Genomic DNA, 20,544 nt, shown 5'->3' on the forward strand with positions numbered 1-20,544 from the left:
CCTGAAAGTCTTTGCCAAAAGTTCAACCAGGAAGGATATTACTTTGTGACAACTATCTTGTGATTTGAAAAAGTCGAATTATTCTTGATAATTCTTAATGTGTAAGAACCGGAAGCGAATTTTTCCAGGTTTATACGATCAGATAAGCTTCCCCGGCGCTTCATCACGATATTTCCTTTGCTATTGATTAATTCAAATGCCGCAATTTCGCTTGGGTCAGTTGAAACGATATTGATGCTTCCAGAAGTTGGATTGGGATATACGGTCTCAATGTTGCCATTAAAATACACATGCGATATTGTGCTTAATGCATAGGTTTGATCGAAGTCTATCATTTTCAATCGATAGTAATTATTGCGATCGCTGGGTGTTTGATGTATAAATTGATAGACAGCTCCCAAACCACCGATTCCGGAGGACTTTACCTCCCCGACAACGGACCATTGCTTTCCGTTTGTACTATGTTGCACTTCAAACTTCTCACTATTCTCTTCTTCGGAAGTTGTCCAGTTTAAATTCACGACCTTATTTTCCAGAACAGCATCAAAGGAAAGTAATGTGACCGGCAAACTTTCTTTACACGCCGATTTGAGCAGATCGGTATTCGAACAAATTCCTTTATTTTGATATAAGAATATCTCTTCTGGCGCGGAGTCCAAAAGCATCCAACAAACAGCATCTATTGCACAATCTGATAGTTCTGGATTGAAAAGAACAACAAATCGGGAAAGTTGGGATTTAATGTTTCCCATACCATCGATAGAGGTAAGTAAGGGATTATAAGTTATTTGAATTTGTTCGACAGTGTGCAGGTTTTCAAGCCCTTTTAAGCTGGTTAAGTTGGCATTAGCCTCGATATTCAATTGTGTAGCTACTTCAAGAGAATTCAACCATTGACAGTCTTGCATCTTGTCCAGCCTACTTATTATGAGCCTTGATGTGCTTTGCAAGTTTGCAAAACTGCTGAAATCATCAAGTAATGGACAATCTCCTATTATTAGACCGTCAGGTAACGATGCGGGTATGTTGAGATCTATACTCGTCAAGGAATGACAACCAGCAATATAGATGCTGCCTGTAACAGTTGCTTGTCCCAGGCCGTCGAAACTTTCAAGACTGCTCAATTCGTTTATTGACAAGTGATTGATTGTCAAAACATTCTCCAGTCCCTTGAAGTTTTTGAGTGAAGGGCTCCACTCGATAGCCAGTGTATCAACGCTGGTTAATGTCTCCAATCCGGTAAAGTCTACAAGTGGACCCCAACCGACAAACATAAATCCAGTTACCGTTGTAATTCCATTCAGACCATTGAGATTCAGGATATTGGGAGATCCATCCCCAATTATTAAATGCTGGACAACGCTGCATCCGCCATTTGCAAAGTAATTATCAACGTCGGCTTGATCCTCCAAGCTTACTATTCCTGTGGACGGACATTGCGCAATGGCCTTAAAGCAAAATAGTACCAGAATAAGAGTAAATGTTCTTTTCATATATCAGATAATCTAAGGGATTTTGCAATACTAAGATATCATATTGCCAGTTACAAAGCACTGAGTACGGTTACAGTTTTTATCGAATAATAATATTCTTTTCGCTTTTTGTACAAAAAACAAAAGTATAGGCGATTAACAAAATTCGTTGATTCTCCGGCGAGTGGTAGTTATTGAACGGTCATATGTTTTGAGCTTAAAATCCAACATATGCCCACTGTCAGTATATTTCTGGTGAGGAGAAGCTTTGTAATCCATATTGCATCATCAAACCCAAATCTTAATTTATTTCAATAGCTACACGAAAACCTTTTGTGAAAAAAGGATTGGGTGGGCTTGTTACTGGTGTAAAATCATATTTTTGCATCGAATTAATGTTGCGGCCGCCCTATGCGGTCCTGAAAATTGATTTATAAACAAAACGCCATAAGAAATGCTCAAAACCGTGCCCTTTGACCAGCTGGCAGCTTATAAAAAGCTGAAAACACATCATAAAACCATATCTCAGAAACATTTAAAGTCGTTTTTCGAGGAAGATGCGGACCGTCACAAGAAATTTTCAATCCGGTTTGGTGACATTCTTTTAGACTATTCAAAAAACCGCATTACCACCCGGACACGCTCTTATCTTGTTCAGCTTGCGGAAGAAGCAGGGCTGGCAGATGCGATTGAGCAGATGTTTACGGGCGAGAAGATCAATGCGACGGAAGGTCGCTCGGTGCTGCATGTTGCTTTACGCAACCGGTCCAACGAACCGATTTTGTCTGACGGAAAAGATGTGATGCCGGACGTAAATGCAGTTTTGGCTAAAATGAAGGAGTTTTCGGGAAAGGTAAGGTCGGGAAGCTGGAAAGGTTATTCCGGGAAAGAGATTTCCGACATCGTGAACATTGGCATCGGCGGAAGCGACCTGGGCCCGGTGATGGTGACCGAAGCATTGAAAGCTTACGGTAAGCCGGGATTGAATGTACATTTCGTTTCCAATGTGGACGGAACGCATATTGCTGAAACGATCAAGTCGCTGAACCCGGAAACGACATTGTTCATGATCGCCTCTAAAACATTCACGACGCAGGAAACAATGACGAATGCGCATAGCGCGCGTTCCTGGTTTTTGGAAACAGCCGGGAATAAGGAGCATGTGAAAAAGCACTTTGTGGCGATTTCAACGAATCAGGCTGAGGTTGAGAAGTTCGGTATTGATCCGGAAAACATGTTCGGATTCTGGGATTGGGTTGGAGGCCGTTATTCTTTGTGGTCTGCGATCGGACTTTCTATTGCTTGTTTTGTTGGATTCCAGAATTTCGAGCAGCTGCTTGCGGGCGCGCATGATATGGACAAGCATTTCAGGACGACGAAGTTTGAACGGAACATTCCGGTCATTCTTGCGCTGCTGGGCGTTTGGTATAATGACTTTTTTGATGCGCAGACTCAGGCAATCCTGCCTTATGATCAATATTTACACCGTTTTGCAGCTTATTTCCAACAAGGCGATATGGAAAGCAACGGCAAGAGCACAGGTCGTGACGGTAAGCCGGTTGGTTATCAGACCGGACCGGTGATTTGGGGAGAGCCGGGCACGAATGGTCAGCATGCGTTTTACCAATTGATACACCAGGGAACAAAGCTGATTCCGTGTGATTTTATCGCGCCGGCAACCAGCCATAACCCACTTGGCGAGCATCACAAGATGCTTTTGTCTAACTTTTTTGCACAGACAGAAGCATTGATGAATGGGAAAACAGAGGAGGAAGTGAAAGCGGAACTGGTGGCTGCGAAGAAGTCCAAAGAGGAAATAGAATTCCTGACGCCATTCAAAGTGTTTTCCGGTAATCGGCCTACCAACTCGATTTTGGTCAAAAAAATCACACCTAAGACACTGGGAAGCCTGATAGCGATGTACGAGCACAAGATTTTTGTACAAGGCATTATCTGGAACATTTTCAGTTTCGACCAGTGGGGCGTGGAGCTTGGTAAGCAGCTGGCAAACAAAATTTATCCTGAACTTCAAAACGACTGGCCGGTTTCAAACCACGACAGCTCAACCAATGGTCTGATCAATCAATACAAACGGTGGCGGTAACGATCGATCACGATTGTTTTGAACGCAAACCCGATTAATACGCCAGCAGCGTCTGCCACTGCGTCCCACCAGTCAAATGTGCGGTCGAAGGGCAGGAGTTGCTGGTAAAATTCGAGACCAAGGCCATAAGCCATTCCGAGCAGCACGAACAGTGCTGCTTTTTTTGAATAAACCAATGTCCACAATGTAATCCAAACGATAAAAAGGCCTGCATGAACAAGCTTGTCAAAACCGACGATAGGCGCGGCAGGAATATCTTTTCCCGGCCATGTGCAGGCCAGCAGAATCAGAAATGTCCATAACCATGCGACCCACTGGTTTCTTGCGAGCAGCTCGCTTGTGTTTTTAAATAGTTTTGCAATCATTGAATGTTCTGTTTCAGCGCGCAAGTTACTTTCAGAAAGCCTGACTACAAACGAAAAGCGCCGGAAGTGAATCCCAGCGCTTTTCTGTTATGATGAAGTGTAACTTGGAATATTAACCATTATTGGCAAATTCCGGGTATAATGTCATTCCACCGTCAATGTAGAGCGTTTCTCCATTGACATAATCTGAATCGTCTGATGCCAGCCAGGCAACAGCCTTGGCTACATCCTGCGGGGTTCCGATTCGCTTGTATGGAATCAATTGTAAAAGTCCTTTGTACTTGTCAGGATCGGACCAAACTTCCTTATTGATAGACGTTTTGATCGCGCCGGGACTGACCGAATTGACACGGATCTTATATGGTGCCAATTCCTGAGAAATGGATTTCATGAACATCATGATGCCTCCCTTAGAGGCGGCGTAATTAACATGTCCGGCCCAGGGAATCACATCGTGCACAGAACTCATCAAAATAATCTTACCAATTGACAGCTCACTGTGATCAACATCGGTCTTTCCTTTCTCCTGCGCCACAAACTGCCTCGAAGCTTCACGGCACACCAGAAATTGACCTGTTAAATTCACGTCAATTACTTTCTGCCACTGCTCCAATGTCATTTCCAAAAACGATGAGTCTTTTTGAAGCCCGGCATTGCTGACAACGATGTCCAGACGTCCATATTTGCTGATGGTCTCGTTGAACAGCGCTTTCACTTCTTCTTCACGGCTTACATCAGCCTTAACCAGGATCCCGGATCCGCCTTTTGAGATAATCTCATTCAACGTCTTTTCGCCTTCTTCCAGGTTAGAGCTGTAATTAACAACCACTTTCGCGCCAAGCTCGGCAAGATGAATGGCGCATGCTTTACCAATTCCTGAACTAGAACCTGTAACGATCGCAACCTGATCTTTGAATTTCAGATCTGAACCTATCATATGATCTCTTTTTCGAATGATTTCAATTTTTTCCACACCCGACGGTTCACATTTTTTACCGCCCAGTTTTTAGCAATTAAAATTGCTTTTGCAACCGCCTCACGAGGAGAAATATTGTTTGTTCTTAAAAGCTCCTGAGCAATGGTGACCGCCTTTTCTCGGGTCGTAGGAGACAAATACATCAACTCTGGTAATGCGATTCTGTTGTCCATTGGAATGTTGAATTTTAGGTTCAAGTGGTTTTTAGTCTGACGATATGCTGATTGGATAGGGTAAAAATTAATGCCAGAAACGACTGGTCTTTTTTGTTCTTCAAGCAGGTCTTAATTACACACTTTTAAAAAATTTGCGTGTAAAAAAAATCCCCATCTGGTTAAAGACGGGGATTTTAAAGTTGCCTTATTATTTGACTTCCTCAAAATTAACGTCCGTCACGTCGTCGGTTGCGCTGCTTCCGTTTGCGGCGCCTGGGTTACCTTGCGGTTCACCAGTTGGTCCGCCCGGCTGAGGCTCACCACCTTGTGCGTACATTTCCTGAGAAGCAGCTTGCCATGCGGCATTCAGTTTCTCCATTGAAGAGTCAATTCCTGCAAGATCCTGGCTTTGATGCGCAGTTCTCAATTCGGCTAATGCTCCTTCAATCGCTGATTTGTTTCCAGCAGAAAGCTTGTCGCCAAATTCTTTCAGTTGTTTATCAGTAGAGAAGATCAGGCTGTCAGCAGCATTGATTTTCTCGATTTTTTCACGTTCAGCTTTATCCGCTGCTTCGTTTGCTTTAGCTTCTTCACGCATACGGGTGATTTCTGCATCTGTCAAACCACTTGAAGCTTCGATACGGATTTTCTGCTCTTTGTTTGTGCCTTTATCTTTGGCAGAAACGTGCAGGATACCGTTTGCATCCACGTCAAATGTCACTTCGATCTGTGGTGTTCCGCGTTGTGCCGGTGGAATGTCGGACAAGTGGAAACGTCCTAATGTACGGTTCTGATTTGCCATCGGGCGCTCACCTTGCAACACGTGGATCTCAACAGAAGGCTGGTTATCAGCAGCAGTAGAGAATGTTTCTGTCTTTTTAGACGGAATTGTCGTGTTGGCTTCGATCAGTTTGGTAAATACACCGCCTAATGTTTCGATACCCAATGACAATGGAATAACGTCCAAAAGAAGTACATCTTTTACTTCACCTGTCAAAACACCACCCTGAATTGCAGCACCAATTGCCACAGCTTCATCCGGGTTAACGCCTTTCGAAGGTTTTCTGCCGAAGAATTTTTCAACTTCTTCCTGCACACGAGGAATACGCGTAGATCCACCAACCAGAATCACCTCGTTGATATCATTATTGGTATAACCTGCATTCTTCATTGCTTTCTTGCAAGGCTCCATCATTCTCAGGAATAATGAATCAGCAAGCTGCTCGAATTTCGCACGGGTTAATGTGCGTACAAGGTGTTTTGGAATGCCATCAACCGGGAATATATAAGGCAGGTTGATCTCAGTTTGTGTTGAGCTTGACAATTCCACTTTTGCTTTTTCCGCAGCTTCTTTCAAACGTTGCAAAGCCATTGCATCTCTTCTCAAATCGACAGCTTCGTCTTTTTGGAATTCGCCTGCAAGCCAGTTAATGATTACCTGGTCAAAGTCGTCACCACCAAGGTGTGTATCGCCATCCGTAGATTTTACTTCAAAAACGCCGTCACCCAATTCAAGGATCGAAACGTCGAAAGTACCGCCACCTAAGTCGAACACAGCGATTTTCATATCAAGGTGTTGCTTGTCCAAACCGTAAGCAAGTGCAGCAGCAGTAGGCTCGTTGATGATACGTTTCACATCAAGACCTGCAATCTGACCTGCTTCTTTTGTAGCCTGACGTTCTGCATCATTGAAGTAAGCAGGAACTGTAATAACCGCTTCTGTCACTTCCTGACCAAGATAATCTTCGGCAGTTTGTCTCATTTTCTGCAAAATGAATGCAGACACTTCCTGTGGCGTATATAACCTGTCTCCGATGGGGATACGAGGCGTGTTGTTTGGACCTTTATCAACGGTGTATGCAACAGTTTTTTGCTCACTTGTTACATCATCGTATTTTTTGCCCATAAATCTTTTTATGGAGCTGATAGTATGCTTGGGATTCGTGATCGCCTGGCGTTTGGCTGGTGCACCGATTTTGCGTTCACCATTATCCATGAATGCAACCACTGAAGGGGTTGTACGGGCACCTTCGCTGTTTGCAATTACAACCGGCTCGTTACCCTCCATGACAGCCACACAGGAGTTCGTTGTTCCTAAGTCTATGCCAATAATTTTTCCCATTGTTCTATATTAAAGTTAAGTATAATTTGATTCTGACTAATTCGCTGCCGCGGTTATTGCTTGACGCTTGCCGCAACAGTTGCTCAGAGGCTTTACTAAAAAGCCCGTACCAGAAACAAATGAATAAAAGGGGAGTGACAAAGTGTCAGGCTGAATAATGCCTGACACTTCCTGAGGTTGAAGTTGCTTAGGCTAGGTCGCCCATAAGCGGATCGCTCGTGCTGATTCGGCCGGTTTCAACGTGGCCTGCAAGGCGCACCAGGAAATCGGGCTGGTCTTCCAGCGTGACCGAGAAGTCATACCATTGGAAGCTTTTATCAAGATTCAGGATTAGTATTTTTTCAAACATTCCTGCAAGGCCATCATTATTTAATGTTACAAGTTGATTATTAGCGCCATAAGCATTATCCTGTATCAGGAAAGCACTTTTCGCTGTTTGCTTATCGCCTTCTATTTTTAGCTCGATGCTGCCGGTTGGTTTGCCGTTTTTGTCCAGTTGATAGTTAAATCCAACTTTTAGATTGCCCGTGGCCTTACTGCCCTGAAATTCCCGGAAAAAGCCGTTAGGGCCATAAACGCGCAGGTGATATTTCCCACCCTCGAAATCCTCTGGTTTCCACGACCCGGTAAGCGCATCGCCGGCTTTTACTGCATAATTCCAGACCTTAACATCTTCATTTTTGTATTTTCCAGGCGCATAAATCATAAAAGGAGCGCCAGCAGCCTTGTCGCGGAATATGCCATTTTTGGCTTCGAGCTTGATCTCAAATGCATTTTTGGCAGAGTTGAAGTTACCATCAGCCGCCAATTCATACGGAAGCGGGCAGGAGGGACGCGTTCCTTTTTCCTGTTTTGGCATCAGGGACGAGTTCAACGGGTTTTTGTTGATCTTCTCGATGTCTGCCTTGGACAATGCTTTGTAAGTGCTGGGCAGCTTTTTAAACTGTGCATTATAAATGCCCTCCATGAATTCATTGCGGGCGAGGAATTTTGGCAAAGCAATTTTTTCACCCTCATAAGGCGAGAATGTTGAAGTCAGGTCGCCGCAAATCGTCCTGCGCCATGCGCTAATGTTGGTTTCTTCGATCTTTTTGCCGGACTTATGACTCGTGAATTTTTCCAAAAACTGCAAAATGGAAGTGTGATCAAAAACCTCTGAACATACATTGCCCCCACGGTTCCAGGGCGAGGCCACGACCAGCGGAACCCGGAAGCCGAGTCCGATCGGACTTTCCCGGCATTCCTTCTTCTCTTTTTGGGTCATATCCTGCTCCATCGTCACAAATTCCGTTTTGCAATCGATGCCTTCGGAAACTGCGCCGGTGTCTTCCTTATAAGGATTGGGAACCACGAAAGGCGGAACGTGATCGAAATAGCCGTCATTTTCGTCGTAGCAAAGGATGAAAATGGTTTTTTTCCAAACTTCGGGATCAGCGGTCAGGATATCCATTACTTCCGAAACATACCAGGCTCCATACCAGGGGGAGGTGGGGTGGTCGGAGAAATTTTCGGGTGCCACGAGCCAGGAGACGGTTGGCAGTTTGCCGCTTTTTACATCGCTTCGAAACTGGTGCAGGATGTCGCCTTGCGGTGCTTTGGCTTCATGTTCAATGTCGCCGTCGTGATATTTTACGGTGGTTACCTTGCGATAATCCGGGTCATTCTTGTTGGTTGTAAAGGCTTTCTCGTGAATGTTCTTGGCGCGTTGTGAGAGCTTTTCATAGTTCTCAGGCGTCCATTTTTCGAGTTCTTCTTTTGCAAACGTGAGCTCCTTTTGCTTTGCAGTCAGGGACTTTTCAAGATCCGTCGCTGCTTTTGTTCCCTTTTCAGCTTTCGCCAGTTTCGCCTCCGTTTCTTTAATTTCGTTCGGAAGCGCAGCTAATCTTGCTTTTTGGTATTTCTGATAACCTGTGTGATAACGGATCTGATATTGGCTGAACCATTCAATCGGATTATCCGTAAAATTGGCCAGCCAGGAATCTTCCTCGCCCGTCAAGCCTGTATCTATACTAAGTTCGTTCTGATAAATGCGCCATGAAATGCCATTGTCTTCGAGGCGTTCGGGAAATGTCATCCATGATGCTTCCTTATCATCCGTCACATTTTCGTTTCTGACATTGGCATAATGTTCCGGCCCCGATTTCTCACGTACAGTCCCCGACCACAGATAAAGCCGGTTTGGCGTCGTGCCAGTAAGTGACGAACAGAAATTCTGGTCGCACACGGTGAAAGCATCCGCCAGTGCATAGTAAAATGGAATGTCTTCCCGGTTATAGAAACCTTGTGTCAACGGCATTTTGGCATAATCCTTATGGCCCGGCTGCTTCGCAACGAGCCATTTGTCATATTTTCCATCATTGCGCGCATCCACCTGGTTGGGCCAGGAATGGGGTAGGGAACCCATCCAGGTTGCATTCGATTCGCGCATGTTCAGCCGGAACGGAACATAGGTTTCGCCAAATGCATTGGTTTGCATCCAGACCAGATTTTTATTGGGAAGAGTGATTGCGCGGGGATCATTAAAGCCGCGAACACCTCGCAAAGAGCCGTAGCAATGGTCAAAAGAACGGTTTTCCTGCATCAGGATCACCACGTGTTCGGCGTCGAGGTAAGTGCTTCCTTTTTTGGGATCAATAGCGAGTGCCCTTTGTATGGAAGCCGGCAACACGCTGAACATGCCAGCTGCTCCGGTGAGCATGGTTGCCTTTTTTATAAATTCTCTTCTAGAGTCCATGGTGTTATCAGGAATAGGTTTTGGTAACGTTTTATATTACCGCTTATTTCTGCTAAAGTACCACCGATTTGGATTCGAAGAATTATTTTAATGTTAAGAGCGGACCGAAAGGGCAAAAAAAATCCCGCCGTTAAGGCGGGATGCTGTTTTATTTTACCTGATCAACGATCGCTTTGAATGCTTCCGGATGATTCATCGCCAAGTCAGCGAGAACTTTACGGTTCAGCTCGATGCCTGATGCACTTAGCTTGCCGATGAAAGCAGAATATGATAAACCGTGAAGACGTGCTCCCGCGTTGATACGCTGGATCCACAATGCACGGAAATTACGTTTCTTTTGCTTACGACCTTTGTATGCGTATGCCAAACCGCGCTCTACTGCGTTTTTAGCTACTGTCCATACATTTTTACGACGGCCGAAATAGCCTTTCGCGAGTTTTAATACTTTTTTACGTCTTGCACGTGACGCAACGTGATTTACTGAACGTGGCATAATTTAACTGTTTTTGATGGTCGGCGCTCTGATGAGTCTTGAAATGCCTTCTATCGGGTTGAACAAAAAACCAGAATTGGTATTCTAATTAATGGCTGCGACTTATTTCGCGAGCATAGCCATCACCTGCTTAACATTAGACACATCGATCAGACCAGTTTTAACCAATCCACGCTTGCGCTTGTTTGATTTCTTTGTCAGGATGTGGCTGTGAAACGCGTGTTTACGTTTGATTTTTCCAGTGCCGGTCAGCGCGAAACGCTTTTTAGCACCAGAGTTGCTTTTCATTTTAGGCATGATTCAAAAAATTATTAATTGATAAAATATAAAACAGCGCGCGAAATTAGCCAAAATGTTTCATAAATGAAAATCGTGTCCCTGACAAAGTCAAAGACACGATCCAGTCAAACATTATATATATCAGTAAATTCCTTCCGGGTTAACAAAACACCGGTTCGGTAACCGAATTTAAAAATCTATTTTTTAGCAGGAGCAGGTGCCAGAATGATCGTCATTCTCTTTCCTTCCAGTTTTGGCTCCATTTCAACCTTACCATATTCTGAAAGCGCTTCTGAGAATTTGTTCAACAGATTTACACCTCTTTCTTTAAATACAATGGTACGGCCAACGAAATGCACATAAGCCTTTACTTTCGAACCCTCTTTAAGGAAATTTATCGCATGCTTTAATTTAAAATCAAAATCGTGATCATCCGTATTAGGGCCGAAGCGGATCTCTTTGATGACAACTTTCATTGCCTTCGCCTTGATCTCTTTCTGCTTTTTCTTCTGCTCGTATTTAAACTTTGAATAGTCTACCACTTTGCAAACTGGCGGAACTGCCGTTGGCGCAATTTCAACTAAATCAAGGCTTTGCGCCTTTGCAAGAGCTCGGGCTGTATTGATATCAACTATACCTGGTTCAATATTTTCTCCAACCAGACGTACTTCTTTTGCTGTAATCCGTTCGTTTATTTTATAAGGTTCTTCGGGAACTCTTAACCGTCCACTCGGGGGTCTTAATGCCATATAACTTGGTTTGGTGTACTTTGGGTTTTGTTGGTAAAAGTCAAAAAAGTTAACACTGCTGTCACAAAAATAGTGCCTTAGTGCCGGAATAATAACAAAAAGTTAGAAAATCATCAAATTATGGCAGCCTCTTTCTTGAAAAAGCTCGCAAAATCCGCTATTGTCATGCTTCCCAGGTCGCCTTCGCCTTTTCTGCGGACTGACAATTTGCCCTCTGCTGCCTCTTTCTCGCCGACGATCAGCATGAAAGGAACCTTGGTAACTTCCGCGTCCCGGATCTTGCGACCGATCTTCTCATCGCGGTGATCCACAAAACCCCGAATGTCGTGATCCTGCAACTGGAAGAAAACGTCTTCCGCATAATCCGCAAATTTCTCAGAGATCGGCAGAATAGCAATCTGATCCGGTGAAAGCCACAATGGGAACTGCCCGGCCGTGTTTTCGATCAGGATCGCAATGAAACGCTCCATTGAACCGAACGGTGCACGGTGAATCATAACCGGCTGATGCTTCTGGTTATCAGAACCGGTGTATTCGAGGCCGAAACGTTTCGGCATCTGGTAATCTACCTGGATCGTGCCCAGCTGCCACTTTCTGCCCAATGCGTCACGCACCATGAAATCGAGTTTCGGGCCGTAGAATGCTGCTTCGCCAAGTTCGGTTACGGTGCTTAACCCTCGTTCCTGAGCGGCTTCAATGATCGCATTCTCAGCTCTTTCCCAATCTTCGTCTTTTCCTATATATTTCACTTTATCGTCCGGGTCACGGAGCGAGATTTGCGCGCTGTAATCCTCGAAACCAAGTGATTTGAAAACATATAATACCAAATCAATTACGCGAACAAATTCTTCCTTCACCTGATCCGGCCGACAGAAAATGTGTGCGTCGTCCTGTGTAAATCCGCGAACGCGTGTAAGTCCGTGTAATTCACCGCTTTGCTCGTATCTATAAACCGTTCCAAACTCCGAGAACCGCAATGGCAAATCTTTGTAGGAGCGGGGAGAGGTTTTGTATATTTCGCAGTGATGCGGGCAATTCATTGGTTTCAACAAATATTCCTCACCCACATTAGGTGTTTTGATTGGCTGGAAAGAATCCTTGCCGTATTTGTCCCAGTGGCCGGAAGTAACATAAAGTTCTTTGCTGCCAATGTTGGGCGTGATCACCGGCAGGTAACCCGCACGAGATTGCGCTTTGCTCAAAAACGACTGAAGACGCTCGCGAAGCATAGCGCCTTTGGGCAGCCACAACGGAAGTCCCTGACCCACTTTTTCTGAGAAAGCAAATAGTTCAAGCTCTTTTCCCAGTTTTCTGTGATCACGTTTTTTTGCTTCCTCCATCAATGTTACATACTCTTCCAATTCTTTTTGCTTCGGAAAAGTAATCCCATAAATGCGGGTTAACATTTTGTTTTCCTGCTTGTTACGCCAGTAAGCACCAGCTATGTTGGTTAGCTTAACTGCTTTAATGAAGCCGGTGTTGGGAATGTGCGGCCCGCGGCAAAGGTCGGTAAAGCCGCCTTGTTCGTATAATGTGATGGAACCATCTTCCAGGCCATCAATGAGTTCAAGTTTGTATTCGTCACCTTTTTGGGTGAACAGTTCCAGAGCATCCGCCTTGCTGATGGGCTTTCTGACATATTCATTTTTTTGACGCGCCAGTTCAAGCATCTTTGCTTCGATCTTTGGAAAATCATCCTGTGAGATCGATTTATCGCCCAGATCAACGTCATAGTAAAAACCTTTTTCTATCGACGGCCCCGTCCCGAATTTTACACCCGGATACAATGCTTCCAATGCTTCCGCCAGCAAGTGGGCAGAAGAATGCCAGAATGTTGATTTACCGTCTTCGTCGTTCCAGGTGAGCAATTTCACGAGGGAATCCTGCGTGATCTCACGCGTAGGGTCCCAAACCTCATTGTTCACTTTGGCTGCGATTACATTACGGGCCAAACCTTCACTGATACTGAGCGCAATGCCCATGGCAGTTATACCTTTTGGGTAAAACCGTTCACTTCCGTCGGGCAGGGTAATTTTTACTTGAGACGCGTCTTCCATTCAAAAATTTAATTCAATGACAATTAATCAAAGGCTTGTGAGGGCCACAAAGTACAAATCTATTCAATTTTAGCTTTTCGAGACGAGTCTACACGGATATTTGTAGTTCCTCTCGGCCTTATAACGTTAATTTTAACCCGGGATGTGTCCAGCAGCTTATAGCCGGAGCTGGCGCTTTCATTGGGATCATAAGTGGAGTAAATGTCTGTATTCTCCTCTCTTCTGATGCGCCAGAGGCCATTTCGGGCACTCTGGTCACCCGGGCTTAGCACGAGCGCGGTAGAATAATAGTCCACAGCTTTGGTATAATCGCCTGCTTTTTCATAGGCATAACCCAGCATATTATTGATATCCTTGGACTTAGGCTTTATTTTCAAAAGCTGCTCTAATGCCCGGATCGCCTTGTAATATTCTTTCAATTGCGTTCCAACTGTCGCGACGCGCATCAGCGCCTCCTCATAGGTCGGTTTCAGCGCGACTGCCTTCTGGTAACTAAGTAATGCCGTATCTGGTCTCGCCAGGGCATTGAAAATTTCCCCCTGTTCAAAATAAAGGCCGGGCACATTAGGGAAACGCTTTATGGCCTTATCATTGATGGTAAGTGCTTCAGCGGGATTTTTTAGTTTTCTTAATATAATAATGCTCTGCTCATAAGCCCTGAAAAGCTTGGGATTCACATTCATGGCGTATTTGAAGCTGGAAAGACTGGCCAGCGAATCTCCCTGCCGCGCCTGCAACATGCCTTTGACATAATAGGCAGAGCCATCATAAGGAGCCATTTTCAATGCTTGGTTCAGATAATTAACCGCTTCCCGGAAACGTCCCTTGGCTTGCAGGACGTCTGCTAGCAACACATACAACTCGGGACTGCTTTGCTGTAACGCTTCCGCACGCTGTGCATCCTCCAAGGCCTTATCGATCTCACCAAGCTCGCGGTTAATTTTTCCACGTAGCAAAAAATATTCACTTACATTTTCCTGCTCGTAAATAGATTCGTTAATGTCGTCAAGCGCTTCCGTATATTGTTCTCTTTCAAAATAGATGCGGGCCCGTTTGAAATAATTCTGATCCGTATCAATGCTGCGGTTAATGAGCTCGGTAAGAGAAAGTAAAGCGTCATTTTGCCATTGCTCATGTGATTTCTTCACTACGGGCGGAATGCGCGTGGAATTTCTGGCATCGCTCTGGCAGGATTGAATTAGCCCGGTCAGCACAATGCAAAGCAACAGTAATATGCGTTCGAAAGTTTTAGACATTCTGGTCCGAGAATCTTGAAAATACGCCTAATGGAAGGTTTTTGCCAAAAGAATCCGGGATAAACAACTCGCCAAATTCATGGTGAATCTGCGTCCCGAAATGTGCTTTGATCAAATTCTCCACGATGAGCGCCGAGAAGCCCAAAGAATATAAATTGATGATAAAAAAGAAATTTTCCTTCTTCAAAAGTAACGCGCAAAGTTTCAGGATCTCATTCAGACTTTCTTCCAAAAGCCACTTCTCGCCATCCGGACCGCGACCATAGGCGGGCGGATCCAGAATAATGCCATTATATTGATTGCCTCTGCGCACTTCTCTCTGCACAAATTTCAATGCGTCTTCCACAACCCAGCGAATGTTATCCAATCCGCTCAGGTCCATGTTTTCCCGCGACCAGCTGATCACCTGTTTTACCGAATCCACGTGGGTAACATCCGCGCCGGAAGCTTTTGCTGCAAGTGAGGCAATGCCTGTATAAGCAAACAGATTAAGGACAGAAGGCTTCGTTTCCGGGATCTGTTTCAGCTTTTTGGCAATGTAGTCCCAGTTTGTTGCCTGCTCAGGAAACACGCCGACATGCTTAAAAGAGGACAATGCCAGTTTCGAGCGCAAGTGCAGTTCTTTGGTCCGATATTGAAAAACCCACTTGTCCGGCATGCCGTCCTTTGCAATCCACTGACCTTTTTCCTGAGAATTTTTATCTTTTTTGAAAACCGCATTTGAACGCTTTTCCCATTCAGCCTCAGAAAGGGTTTTATCCCAAATCGCCTGTGGTTCAGGGCGCGATAAAATGTATGGACCAAACCGTTCAAGCTTTTCAAAGCCGCCGGTATCAATCAATTCGTAATCTGTATGTTGCTCCGGAGATAATAGAATCATGAAAATATAAATTTTTAAAAAATTTCCGTTGGCTTAAGCCTACGGGAATGGGCAATGGGGCAATGGTTTTAATATGCGATTTTGTTTAAATAAAATACATTGCGCCTTCCTCTGGACTGCGGATCGCCGGCTGCATTGATAATGCGTTGCTCGCCCCATGCCAGGTAAAAGTTCTCATACCAGTAATCGATGTCGTCGGTGCTGGTTTTTCTTACTTTATCACCTTCGACATTGGTCTCGTTCGGGATAACACGATCGCCGTCCACCACCTGGTTCCCTTTGATGATCTTGCTCCGGATGGCGCCGTTATGGCTATAAACCAGGCGTGAGTTACCATTGGTAAAAGTCTGCACCTTGATCTTCTCGCGCAGCTCCATGCTTTTCACATTATCAAAATTAATGCTGTTGTCCCAAAGCAATTTTCCGTTTTCATCCACATCGGCCACCACAGCATGTGTGTAAGTGAAGCCATCAAAAACCTGCTGGTTATAGCCGCCGCGTCCGCCGTACATCGGGTTCCATAGGTAAGGATTATAAAGGCCCATTCCAAAGGGATAACCCATCATGCTGCCATAACCCATGCCGCCCATCATCATGGGGTTCTGGTAACGGTATTCAGGATAAAAAACCTCTGCTACCAACAGGAAATTGTCGTTTTTCGGAACAATGTCATGCACTAGTAATCGGTAATTCAGTTTCAGATCATCGCCGCTTTCTTTCTTCTTGCGAATGCGTTTTTCCATCTTTTCCTGCTGCCGCTCGTTCATGAAATTGAAGAAATTCTTAAACTCGGTAAAGCTGTGGTAACGCGTAAAAACCGGCTCATCCCCCACGATCTTGCTGATATAAAGTCCTTGCGAAGCCGCATTGGACGTGCTTTGCATGTTCCGGTAGCCATATGTGCCGATTACGACCCTTACGGAGTCGTTGAGCACTTGTAACCTGCCGCTCAGCAACGAATAATCATCCTCGGGATCCACGGAAACCTGCGCATAAAGCTCACCGGTTTCTTCATACGAACGAGCCACAATGCGGGTCTGCCTTCCTTTTTTTACTGCGAAACAAACATTCACCAAATGATGCGCCGTGTCCACTTCAACGGTCTGAATGGCATTAGAGCCTTTGATAGCCGAGGGCAAAACCTTCGTTTGGGATGTCCTGAGCTGTGTTAGAATTAAAACTGGCTCATTGCGGACCATTCCGGCCATGAAAACGGAGTAACCCAATGTTTTGAAATCAGTGATCTCGAAACGATCGAGTGTGTTGATCGTAAATGTTTCCACAAAGCCCGGCCCGACATTCACTTTCACGATCTGATATAAGGAACTGCGGTATTTGCTGAAAAGCAAAAACACAGCCTGGCCATCGTAGGAGGAGGTTATATAGTCCAGATTGGATTCAATAGGCCCGTCAATCGACCAAACGCGTTCCAGGTTTGTATCAAATTTTTGAACATTGAATGTGCCTTTCTCAGGTTTGGAAATGAGCAAGACGCCTTGCGCGCCGAGCGGCACCGTCTGGTAAGCCATATTACCTGATAAAGGCAACTCTATCCTCTTAACACCTTGTGCAGCAGCCAGCAATGATGCTGTAACAAGGCTAAAAAGCAACAAGATCTGACGAAGTGCAGAAATGGAATTAAGATTCATGTGCCAATGCAACAATAATGTCGAATTCTTCACGCTTAACCGGCACTACCGAAAGTCTGGACAAGCGCACCAGTTCCATATTTTTGAGAATATCATGCTTCTTGATCTGTTCGAGCGTGACCGTTTTAGGAAAATGCTCCACCGGGACCACGTTAACAACCACCCAGTCACCCGTATCGATCGTTGGATCGGGATAATGTTCTTTTGAAACTTTGGCCAGACCCACAACCTCCTTACCAATGTTGCTATGATAAAAAAGCACCAGATCGCCTTTCTTCATGGCCATCAGGTTGTTACGTGCGGCGAAATTCCGGACGCCGTCCCACATGCCTTCCTTTTCTGCTACAAGATGGTCCCAGGAATATTTATTCGGTTCACTTTTTACAAGCCAATGGTTCATGAATTTCAGTTAGGTTTTAAACGAATTTGTTGGTTTCAGAGATGGATCTTGCGATCAGGGAAATTTCGGGTATTTGCTGAAATCGGGTTTTCTTTTTTCAAGAAACGATTTCTGGCCTTCTTTCGCTTCCTCGCTCAGATAATAAAGCAATGTTGCATTGCCAGCCAATTCCTGAATTCCGGCTTGTCCATCCAGTTCCGCATTGAACGAGCTTTTCAGCATCCGGATAGACAATGGACTCTTTTCCTGGATTTTCTTACACCATTCAACCGTTGTCGTTTCCAGGTCTTCCAAAGGAACGACTTTATTTACCAAACCCATTTGCAATGCTTCCTGCGCATCATATTGATCGCATAGGAACCAGATTTCGCGTGCTTTTTTCTGTCCCACAACCCGTGCAAGATAAGATGCACCAAAGCCGCCGTCGAAACTCCCAACCTTTGGGCCTGTTTGTCCGAAACGCGCATTTTCAGCCGCAATAGAAAGGTCGCAGATCACGTGCAGCACGTGTCCGCCGCCTATGGCCCAGCCTGCCACCATAGCGATAACTGCCTTAGGAATAGAGCGGATCATGCGTTGCAGATCCAGCACATTCAAACGCGGCACATGGTCATCGCCAATGTAACCGCCATGCCCGCGAACGGACTGATCGCCGCCGGAACAGAATGCTTTTCCGCCTTCGCCGGTTAAAATAATAACGTCGATACGCGTGTCTTCGCGGCAAATGTGCATCGCGTCGATCATTTCGGTAACGGTGAGCGGCGTGAATGCGTTGTGTTTATGCGGGCGATTTATGCTTATTTTTGCAATGCCTTCGTGAAGCGTAAAAAGGATTTCCTCGTATTCTTTAATGGTTTCCCACTGGATTGAGCTTGACATAAATTCGGAATGTAAATGAATAATCTGGCGTTAAAAAGTTAACTATAACGGCCGTTAACTCGTTCGCAACAATCTGCGAAATTACAGATTGTTTGGGTTTCCTTCAAAAACAAATGAATAACTTTCCAATGCCCTGGAACACAAGTATAAGCGCAATTGAAACGCAGGAAAGGCCGGAGCATTCCTACTTTGCCGAGGCATATGATTTCATGCAATCCTGGATGAATGGCCAGCAAACCTTCACATTACAGACTTCCGGCTCGACCGGGACGCCCAAACCGATCCTAATTCACCGAAGCCAGTTGATCGCAAGTGCAAACATGACGGGCAAGGCGCTGGGCCTTCGTTCAGGGACGCGCGCGCTCGTTTGTCTGAATGTACATTATATAGCGGGCCTGATGATGCTTGTCCGCGGGATGGAGCTGGATTGGGATCTGACGGTCATTGAACCGTCCGCCAATCCGTTGCTGGACGTTAACAGGCTTGATACATTCGATTTCACTCCTTTGGTGCCGTTGCAACTGGGCGCTATCCTTGAAAATCCAAAGACAGAAAATCAGGTGAACAGATTAGGAACAGTGCTTTTGGGCGGAGCGCCTGTCAATGTTTCGCTGCAAAGAAAAATTGAATCATTGAACGTTCCGGTTTACCAAAGTTACGGGATGACCGAAACGGTTTCGCACATTGCGTTGCGCAAGTTGAACGGAGAAAATTTTTCCGAAGATTACCAATTCCTGCCCAACATTGTTTATGGCACAGACGATCGCGGCTGCCTGCACATTTCCGGGCCGGTTACGAATGGTGAAGTTGTCCAGACGAATGATCTGGTTGAGATTGCCGGAGATACATTCAAATGGATCGGAAGGGCTGATAATGTGATCAATTCGGGAGGCGTTAAGATCGTTCTTGACAAAGTGGACGCGACCGTAGGCAAAGTGTTTTATGATTTAAAGATCGGGAATGCATTTTTTAACTGGTTCGTTTCGGATGAAAAACTGGGGCAGAAACTGATCCTGGTTGTTGAGGGAACCGCGAATACTTTTCAGGCAAAGGACATGATTGAAGAAATTAGAAAAAGCCTTTCCGCCTATGAAACGCCGAAACATGTTTACTTTGTGCAGCATTTTAATAAAACAACCACGGACAAGGTCGATAAGCGGCGCACGGTCCAACAACTTTTAGCATCTCAAAATGGATAAGAATATTCAGATCCCCGGTTACTACATCATTCGTTTTCAAACAGCCTCCGTCGTTCCGGCCCCTTATTCGCATTTTTATACATTAAAACTCGATATCGTTGCGAAGGACCAGCTTACGGTGGATTTTGACATTAAATATCTGGATCGCGATGAGTTGGATGAGGACGATCTGCTGGACGAAGGTTTTTCACCGGATGATGATTACGCCTGGAAAGGTAATGTTCCCGCGATCTGGATCGCGCAGTTTCAGGACATTATGACTTCTTCCAAAATCATCAGAAAAAGAGAAGAAAGTGAATTTGAGGATTTTGTAGAAATTGAGCTCGACGAGAATGGTAAAATGGTTACTATTTATCCGGTCGATAAGGAACGCTGGTCGTACTTCTTACAGGAGTTTATGCAGGCAGTTTTTGAAGCGGGTGGGAGAGAGATGCCATTTGAGCTTACTTACCTCGAAATTGACGGCGATAATCAGAAGCAGCTGGACCTGCGCGCATCATTCGCAGAAAAATCGTTCACATTGGTAAAGGATAAAGCGCCGGCCCGGAAACTGGAATGGTCGCAATTGCAAAAGGTTATGGACACGGTTTATAAGGCCGAGTTCGTTCCTGATAATGCTTCGGACAAAAAGCCTTCTAAAAAGGGAAAATACATTACTGCCGGAGACGGACTTTGGTATCAAATGGGCGTGGCGATCCTTGAAACAACCTCAAAAAGCCGGGATTTAGACAAAATTGAAGCTTTGTTCAATTCTTTATCCAAATAATTGTTGTTC

Annotated in this window: 18 protein-coding genes; 3 read left to right on the forward strand and 15 right to left on the reverse strand. The window is 45.1% G+C overall.

Annotation, left to right across the window (positions count from 1 at the left end):
* Positions 1 to 38: 38 nt before the first annotated feature.
* Complete coding sequence (locus LZG74_RS18550; RefSeq protein ID WP_233798022.1) at positions 39 to 1,493, reverse strand: T9SS type A sorting domain-containing protein; 1,455 nt, start codon at positions 1,491 to 1,493, stop codon at positions 39 to 41.
* Between the two features lie 433 nt (positions 1,494 to 1,926).
* On the opposite strand from LZG74_RS18550, the gene pgi reads away from it, so the two are divergent.
* Complete coding sequence (gene pgi, locus LZG74_RS18555) at positions 1,927 to 3,576, forward strand: glucose-6-phosphate isomerase (RefSeq protein ID WP_233798023.1); 1,650 nt, start codon at positions 1,927 to 1,929, stop codon at positions 3,574 to 3,576.
* Here the strand turns inward: pgi and LZG74_RS18560 are convergent.
* The 14 genes from LZG74_RS18560 to menB all read right to left on the reverse strand — a co-directional run bounded on the left by LZG74_RS18560 (position 3,555) and on the right by menB (position 18,570).
* Positions 3,555 to 3,941: a VanZ family protein gene (locus LZG74_RS18560; RefSeq protein WP_233798024.1), complete on the reverse strand. Its 387-nt coding sequence runs from the start codon at positions 3,939 to 3,941 to the stop codon at positions 3,555 to 3,557. The genes pgi and LZG74_RS18560 overlap by 22 nt on opposite strands.
* Before the next feature lie 112 nt (positions 3,942 to 4,053).
* Complete coding sequence (locus tag LZG74_RS18565; RefSeq protein WP_233798025.1) at positions 4,054 to 4,878, reverse strand: SDR family oxidoreductase; 825 nt, start codon at positions 4,876 to 4,878, stop codon at positions 4,054 to 4,056.
* Positions 4,875 to 5,090 (reverse strand): hypothetical protein, encoded by a 216-nt coding sequence (locus tag LZG74_RS18570; RefSeq protein ID WP_035361740.1) that lies wholly within the window; start codon positions 5,088 to 5,090, stop codon positions 4,875 to 4,877. The genes LZG74_RS18565 and LZG74_RS18570 overlap by 4 nt, the downstream gene beginning before the upstream one ends.
* A gap of 190 nt (positions 5,091 to 5,280) precedes the next feature.
* Positions 5,281 to 7,194 (reverse strand): molecular chaperone DnaK, encoded by a 1,914-nt coding sequence (gene dnaK / locus LZG74_RS18575; protein WP_233798026.1) that lies wholly within the window; start codon positions 7,192 to 7,194, stop codon positions 5,281 to 5,283.
* A 187-nt stretch (positions 7,195 to 7,381) separates the two neighbouring features.
* Positions 7,382 to 9,928, reverse strand: coding sequence for a phosphocholine-specific phospholipase C (locus LZG74_RS18580; RefSeq protein ID WP_233798027.1), 2,547 nt, complete (start codon positions 9,926 to 9,928; stop codon positions 7,382 to 7,384).
* A 148-nt stretch (positions 9,929 to 10,076) separates the two neighbouring features.
* On the reverse strand, positions 10,077 to 10,421 hold the full coding sequence (gene rplT, locus LZG74_RS18585) for a 50S ribosomal protein L20 (protein ID WP_026631508.1): 345 nt from the start codon (positions 10,419 to 10,421) through the stop codon (positions 10,077 to 10,079).
* A 102-nt stretch (positions 10,422 to 10,523) separates the two neighbouring features.
* Complete coding sequence (gene rpmI / locus LZG74_RS18590) at positions 10,524 to 10,718, reverse strand: 50S ribosomal protein L35 (protein WP_026631509.1); 195 nt, start codon at positions 10,716 to 10,718, stop codon at positions 10,524 to 10,526.
* Positions 10,719 to 10,897: 179 nt separating this feature from the next.
* The gene (gene infC / locus LZG74_RS18595; RefSeq protein ID WP_051350250.1) at positions 10,898 to 11,449 is read right to left on the reverse strand and encodes a translation initiation factor IF-3; all 552 of its coding nucleotides are present in this window, start codon (positions 11,447 to 11,449) and stop codon (positions 10,898 to 10,900) included.
* Between the two features lie 113 nt (positions 11,450 to 11,562).
* The gene (gene thrS, locus LZG74_RS18600) at positions 11,563 to 13,506 is read right to left on the reverse strand and encodes a threonine--tRNA ligase (RefSeq protein WP_233798028.1); all 1,944 of its coding nucleotides are present in this window, start codon (positions 13,504 to 13,506) and stop codon (positions 11,563 to 11,565) included.
* 59 nt (positions 13,507 to 13,565) lie between these two features.
* Positions 13,566 to 14,762 carry a lipopolysaccharide assembly protein LapB gene (locus LZG74_RS18605; protein ID WP_233798029.1) on the reverse strand — a complete coding sequence of 399 codons (1,197 nt, stop codon included), beginning with the start codon at positions 14,760 to 14,762 and terminating at the stop codon, positions 13,566 to 13,568.
* On the reverse strand, positions 14,755 to 15,642 hold the full coding sequence (locus LZG74_RS18610; RefSeq protein ID WP_233798030.1) for a class I SAM-dependent methyltransferase: 888 nt from the start codon (positions 15,640 to 15,642) through the stop codon (positions 14,755 to 14,757). Before LZG74_RS18610 ends, LZG74_RS18605 begins: the two co-directional genes overlap by 8 nt.
* Before the next feature lie 68 nt (positions 15,643 to 15,710).
* On the reverse strand, positions 15,711 to 17,291 hold the full coding sequence (locus LZG74_RS18615) for a hypothetical protein (RefSeq protein WP_233798031.1): 1,581 nt from the start codon (positions 17,289 to 17,291) through the stop codon (positions 15,711 to 15,713).
* Entirely contained in the window at positions 17,281 to 17,691 is a 411-nt protein-coding gene (locus tag LZG74_RS18620) for an EVE domain-containing protein (RefSeq protein ID WP_026631514.1), read from the reverse strand. Before LZG74_RS18620 ends, LZG74_RS18615 begins: the two co-directional genes overlap by 11 nt.
* A gap of 54 nt (positions 17,692 to 17,745) precedes the next feature.
* The gene (menB, locus tag LZG74_RS18625; protein WP_082216399.1) at positions 17,746 to 18,570 is read right to left on the reverse strand and encodes a 1,4-dihydroxy-2-naphthoyl-CoA synthase; all 825 of its coding nucleotides are present in this window, start codon (positions 18,568 to 18,570) and stop codon (positions 17,746 to 17,748) included.
* A 113-nt stretch (positions 18,571 to 18,683) separates the two neighbouring features.
* Here menB and LZG74_RS18630 point away from each other — a divergent pair, with 113 nt between their 5' ends.
* Positions 18,684 to 19,769, forward strand: coding sequence for an AMP-binding protein (locus LZG74_RS18630; RefSeq protein ID WP_233798032.1), 1,086 nt, complete (start codon positions 18,684 to 18,686; stop codon positions 19,767 to 19,769).
* Entirely contained in the window at positions 19,762 to 20,535 is a 774-nt protein-coding gene (locus LZG74_RS18635) for a hypothetical protein (protein WP_233798033.1), read from the forward strand. The genes LZG74_RS18630 and LZG74_RS18635 overlap by 8 nt, the downstream gene beginning before the upstream one ends.
* The last annotated feature ends 9 nt before the right edge of the window (positions 20,536 to 20,544 follow it).

Source organism: Dyadobacter sp. CY327 (genome assembly GCF_021390415.1).
Classification (GTDB): domain Bacteria; phylum Bacteroidota; class Bacteroidia; order Cytophagales; family Spirosomataceae; genus Dyadobacter; species Dyadobacter chenhuakuii.